Source organism: Psychrobacter sp. UBA6291 (assembly GCF_002439405.1).
Lineage (GTDB): Bacteria > Pseudomonadota > Gammaproteobacteria > Pseudomonadales > Moraxellaceae > Psychrobacter > Psychrobacter faecalis.
Genome location: NZ_DJUD01000016.1, coordinates 1 through 5981, shown reverse-complemented (window position 1 = coordinate 5981; position 5981 = coordinate 1). Strand labels below are relative to the sequence as shown.

The 5981-nt window shown below is 39.6% G+C and carries 4 protein-coding genes and 1 pseudogene; all 5 read left to right on the top strand.

What is annotated here, in order from left to right; all coding sequences use genetic code 11:
• Nucleotides 1-525 precede the first annotated feature (525 nt).
• Entirely contained in the window at nucleotides 526-1383 is an 858-nt protein-coding gene (locus tag B3R91_RS02010) for a PP2C family protein-serine/threonine phosphatase (RefSeq protein WP_286796249.1), read from the top strand.
• Between the two features lie 61 nt (nucleotides 1384-1444).
• Nucleotides 1445-2533 (top strand): helix-turn-helix transcriptional regulator, encoded by a 1089-nt coding sequence (locus tag B3R91_RS02005; protein WP_286796246.1) that lies wholly within the window; start codon nucleotides 1445-1447, stop codon nucleotides 2531-2533.
• Between the two features lie 51 nt (nucleotides 2534-2584).
• Nucleotides 2585-3850 (top strand): PD-(D/E)XK nuclease family protein, encoded by a 1266-nt coding sequence (locus B3R91_RS02000; protein WP_286796245.1) that lies wholly within the window; start codon nucleotides 2585-2587, stop codon nucleotides 3848-3850.
• Between the two features lie 74 nt (nucleotides 3851-3924).
• Nucleotides 3925-4682, top strand: a protein-coding gene (locus B3R91_RS01995; protein ID WP_414707489.1) for an IS5 family transposase whose coding sequence is annotated in 2 segments (ribosomal slippage) — nucleotides 3925-4126 and nucleotides 4126-4682 — 759 coding nt in all. Because the reading frame shifts where the segments join, the coding sequence is not laid out codon by codon here.
• A gap of 21 nt (nucleotides 4683-4703) precedes the next feature.
• Nucleotides 4704-5928 (top strand): annotated as a pseudogene (locus B3R91_RS01990) (IS3 family transposase).
• Nucleotides 5929-5981: the final 53 nt, after the last annotated feature.

Sequence of the window (5981 nt, the reverse complement as noted above, 5' to 3'; positions counted from 1 at the left end):
CTTTTTAGAACACCACCAAAATATTTAAGTGCTTATTCATTATAGAAACCTAGTTAGTATAGTTTTAAACTTCTCTTCAGCTTCAAGGCTGGCTTGCCATGCTTGTTTTAAATCAGCCATAGCTTCTTCAAACTCCAATATCACACATACCACCTGAGTATTTCGTAAAACCTTAAAAGCGCTGCTAAGTCATTCCTGATTTGACTTAGTAGTACTTTTTTTTGCTAGGTTATGCTAAACATACAGTTCTTTATTCTATTGAGGCTAATAATAGCACATCCCAAAAAATGATGATATTAACACCTAAGCAATAGAGTTCGCCCAATTTCTATATACTGACAAAAGTTGGTATATGATTTATTCTATATAATATACGTTCATAGTCCTTGTAAAATAACTCGCCTAACAATTAATCATAATTATTGAAACGAACAATTGAATTTAGAATAATACATAACCTAGAAAATAAATTATTAAGTAGTTCATTATACTTACGTAATAGTCACAAGTAATGAGCGAATTAATATGACAGCTGCTTTGAGTAATGAGTATGACCCTTCTATTGGAGCATTAGCACAAGCCTGCGCAATTACCTTTCAAGGTAATGCTGCTAATAACCTGCAACAAGATGCTTTTTTCTTTTTAGATAACTGGTATCAAGAAGACTTAGGCGTGATGGCAGTGACATCGTTTGCATCACCATTTTGTTTAGCAGCATCTGACGGTGTGGCAAGTTCCAGCCACTCACAAAATTGCTCAAAGGCGGTGGTAAAAGCGATTAGTCGGTTGTGGAGTCATAATACAAAGCCAACGGCCGATGCTATTCATCAGCTGGTTAATCAAACCAAGCATTCATATAAGCGTCATGGCGCGGCAGCAACCCTCGCGATGATTGTTGGAGAGCTAAATAGTGATGGAATAATAAAAGTAACGATAACGCATGTAGGTGACAGTCGTGTCTACTGGCTGCCCAAAGGCGCGGCTCAATGGCAGTGTCTGACACGCGATCATAATCTGCTAAATGAACTCATCGACCAGCAGGCACAGGAGCAAGGTCGCCAAGCAGAGTTTACAGAATATAACCGAGAAGGGATGGCGGGGAGCTTATATAGCATTACTGAATGCTTTGCATTGACCACTGATGACAGTTATACAAGCAGTGAAGCACCAGAGAGCATCTCTCGAACGATGGATATTGATGGTGGCGACTGTCTCTTGGTTTGTACGGATGGTATTCATGACTTAGTGCCAAGTCAGCAATGGCAACCTGTCAGTGCGGAGACTGATTTACAGGATTGGCTAATCGCTCTGAAGGGCCAAGTTTATGATTCAGATGGCAATGCTTATGATAATGGCACCGCGATCTTGGTTCGTTTTGATTGAACCATTGTTTTAGTAATGAAGCTATAAACTTACCATTGAACGATTTAACTGAGAAACCGATATGCCCACGCACCCAACCGCAAGCTATACAAAGTCAACACGTCTATTTGCTTTATATCAATGTCTGCCTCGGAGTGAAGCTGATGCTATGTCATTAACAGAGCTTATGGTTGGTTATGGTGATGATTCAGATAATTTCGCTAATGAACGTAAAAACTTAGAGAATGATCTGATTGCCTTAAACCAAATTTTTAACGATATTTTTTATAGTAATGCATTAGTGAGAGTGCCAGCATGGGGGCAGAATATTAGCGGACAGACAGCACGATTTTTTATTGAGCCGAGCTTTAGTATTGATATTATCAATGAGCAAACGGTGTTCTTTTGGGAGATGCTTGATAAATATACCGCAAACTATTTACCAGCATCTTTTAAGCAAAGTATTACAGATAAGCTCACCCAATTAGGCCGGCAGAATAAAAATAACTTCCATCAAAGTAAGCTAGGACAATGGCAAGATTATCTCATTACCTTACCGAGCATAGTACAGGCACCGACGCTTAAAAATGATGTGATTGCAAGCATTCACCAAGCTCTGTTAAATAGACTGCAACTTAAAATAAGCTATCAAAATAAATGGCATGGCAGTTCTGCTGAAAGAGTCATCTATCCTAAAGGGCTTATCTTTATTGACAATATGATCTACCTCACAGGCTTTAATCCTACTGATGATCATATCGATGATGACGTACTGTTAAAAGCGCATCGTAACTTTGCAGTCAATCGTATCACTGAAGCAGTAGCCATAGATAAGCAAGTACCTGACTGGGTAGGGCGAGATATTTTTTCATTAGATAACTTGAATAAATTAGGTAAGTTAGAACCTACTGATAGTGTCCAGATAAAACTGGTTTTAAGGGTGCAGAAATATGCCTGTCAGCATCTATTTGAACGTCCATTATCGCAAGATCAAACCATTACGGCTGTCGATGATACTTGGAATCAAGTAAGTGCCACTGTTGCCAATACGCTTCGTCTGCAAGATTGGTTGGTGAGTATGTCGCAGCTGGCAGTGGTGATAGAACCAAATGAGCTTAAAACAGTGATTCTTGAGCGTTTAAAGAGTGGACTGGAGCTTTATGAGCATTAGTAAAATACTATGTACTAAATAGCTATTAATAAATGATAAGGAAGCGTAATTGTGAGCGAAGTCCAAACCTTAATAAATGAAGTGAGTCAAAAAATCCAAGCTTTAGAGACAGCGCAAGCACTCTATAGTCGTCAGCTTTCACCAGATTTTAATACTTTTGACTATATCAATACCGATGAGTTGGGGCTTAGTCGTATCTTAGCGTCTTTGCTTGATCCACAAGGTAGTCATGCCCAGCAAGAAACCTTTTTAAGATTATTTATTGAGCATTGCCTACCTGATATGTACAAAGCTCCAGAATGGCAGGTTTTTCTTGATAGTATTGATAAAACAAAGGTTTTTGTTGAGCAAGTTACATCAAGAAATAATAGCCTACGCCGTATGGATATTTATCTACAATGTCAGGTGGGTGATAACAGTTACGGTGTTTGTATTGAAAACAAACCTTATGCGGCAGACCAGTTTGAACAGTTAAAGGATTATGCCGAGGAGCTTGAAAAAAGACATCCTAAAGCTTGGCATTTAGCATATCTGAATGAATCTGTTAACGGACCAAGTGAATATAGTATCAAAGCTGATGATTTGAAAGCTTTAACAGATAAGAAAAGATTTACGCATCTTCGTTTTAGCGAATTATTAGGTTGGCTAAAAGCATGCCAAGTCGAATGTCAGAATCATAGCGTTTGCGAGTTTCTTGCACAGCTAATTAAATTTATTCAAAAGCAGTTTATGGGGATAGAGGATATGAATGAGTCAAAGTCGATATTAGAGGTTATGTCGTTTAGCGAAGAGAGTGTTGCTAGCTCTATCAAAATAGCTTTAAGTACTCATGAAATGAAAAAGCAACTCGTTGAGAAGTTACAGCGTGATCTAATCACAATTATTGAAGAAAAAAGCAAACCTTATTCAATGATTAAAACCGACCTAAAAGGTGTTAACCGAGAAGAGCAAATTATATTTAATATCAAAGAAAGTGTTCTGGAATTTTGTTTAGGTTTTGGGGGAACGGTTTTTAATTGCCCTTACCTAGGTATTTTTATAGCTAATGAGGATGTAAGCCAAGACCATGAATATTATGAGAAAATTCTGGCTGAGTGTAAGGCTAGCAATGGCATTGCTAGTGAAAATATAAAGGCAGAAGAAGATAAATCAAAGGGCGGTTATTGGTGCGCTTGGTATAATTTTGAACCACATGATTGGTGGTCCAAAACTGAACCATGGGAACAAATTCATAACGGTAAGATGGCACATAAAATCATTAAAGAGCTCGATGGGTACTATAAAGTTTTAAACGATAATAAATTACTAAGTAAATAGGGTGTGTCCCTAATTCAAAAAAGTGAAAAAACACCAAAATAAGCTCATAATAAATAATTTTGAGTCTAGAGACGATGGCCAGAATAGTACTAACTGACGAATTATGGCAACAACTACAAGAAGTTATGAAGCAGCACGGTTGTTATATAACTAAAAATACTCGCACTATTATGGAAGCCATAATTTGGAAACTCAGAACAGGCGCTCCATGGAGAGACATACCCGAAGAACTTGTGTCGTGGAAAACTGCCTATAACCGTTTTAACCGATGGTCAGAAAATGGGTTATGGGAGCGTTTTTTTTTAGCCTACGAAAAGAAATTGATACGGAGTGGGTTTTCATTGATGGAAGCTACATACGGTGTCATCAACATGCGTGTGGAGCTAGGATTGGTGAGCCTCGAGCAATTGGACAAAGCCACGGTGGACGAACTACAAAAATTCATTTATGTTGTGATGCCAATGGATATCCGCTCAATTTTAAAATCACTGGGGGTGAAGTCCACGACAGTCAGGCTGCACCAGAGTTAATTGAGTTGGTTGATAAAGCTGATTACTTGATTGCTGATAAAGGTTATGATTCTGATAGTATCAGAGACAAGGCTCGTGAGCATAGCATGAAACCTGTTATACCAAAGAGGAAAAATGCTAAACAGCCCAATCCTGATTTTGATAGCTACCTGTATAAATTACGCCATTTGGTAGAAAATATGTTCGCAAGGTTAAAGCAGTTTCGTAGTATTGCAACAAGATACGAGAAACTAGCTCGTAATTTCGAGTCAATGCTTTTGAGCTATGCTGAAGAAACCGTAGAGGTAAACTTGGTAAACTAAGCGTATTAATCGGAGTTTATCATGACCAAGAAAGTAAGAACCTACAGTGACGAATTTAAAGCCGAGGCCGTCAAGAAGATATCAGACAATAATGGCAATATCTCAGCCACTGCAAAGCAGCTTGGCATTGCCATGCAAACGCTATCAAATTGGCATAACAAAGCCAATCAAGGCAAGCTTATCGGCACAGAGCAATACGATCCTGATCTTATGAGTGCTCTTCAAGAAATAAAGCAGCTCAAGCGGCAGCTCAAAGTGGCTGAAGAGGAACGCGAAATACTAAATGAGGAGGGATAAAGCGAAGCACTGCTTCGCCCCGACGCAAGATGAGAGCTATGCTCGAGTTGGCGACGGCGTACTTCGCGAGAAACAGTTAGTCAGGTACGCCTTTATCAAAGACAACCAGTTCCTCTTTCGCATCACCACTATGTGCCGTGTGTTAAGGGTTAAGCCATCAAGCTATTACGACTGGCTAAGTCGTGATCTCAGCGACCAACAGATACATCGCAACCAGTCTGAATTACTGGTTAAAGCGGCTCACAATGAAACGAAAGAACGTTATGGCGCAGATCGACTGCATGCTCATCTAAGCGAGCAAGGCCATAACATTAGCCTGTATATGGTAAGAAGCATCAAAGAGCAACACGGCATTAAATGTCGTAGTCATAAGCGCTTTAAAGTCACCACTGACTCCAATCACAACAAACTGGTCTATCCAAACGTGCTCGATCAGAAGTTTGACACCAGTCGCCCTAACCAAGCATGGGTAAGCGACATCACCTATATCTGGACGAATGAGGGTTGGCTGTACTTAGCAGGGGTCAAAGACTTATATACCAAAGAGCTTGTTGGTTATGCGATCAACAAACGCATGACTGCTGACTTAGTATGCCGTGCACTCAATATGGCAATTAAAAATAAACGACCCAGCAAAGGGCTAATCGTTCACTCTGACAGAGGCAGCCAGTATTGCAGCCATGCCTACCACAAGATCGTTAAGCAGCATCAGTTTACAGGTTCAATGAGCGCTAAAGGTAATTGCTTCGACAATGCTCCAATAGAAAGCTTCTGGGGCGTCTTAAAGAATGAGCTGGTATATCACCAGGATTATAAGACTAGATTTACAGCGATCAACGATATCATTAGATACATCGAGCTGTACTACAACCAAACAAGGATTCAAAAGGGCTTGGGCTATAAATCGCCAAGACAGGTGTGGTTTGATTATTATCGTCAGGCTGCGTAATTAAAATCTCCCAAGTTTATGTGTACGGATTGAGACCATCCCGAATTCTGTGT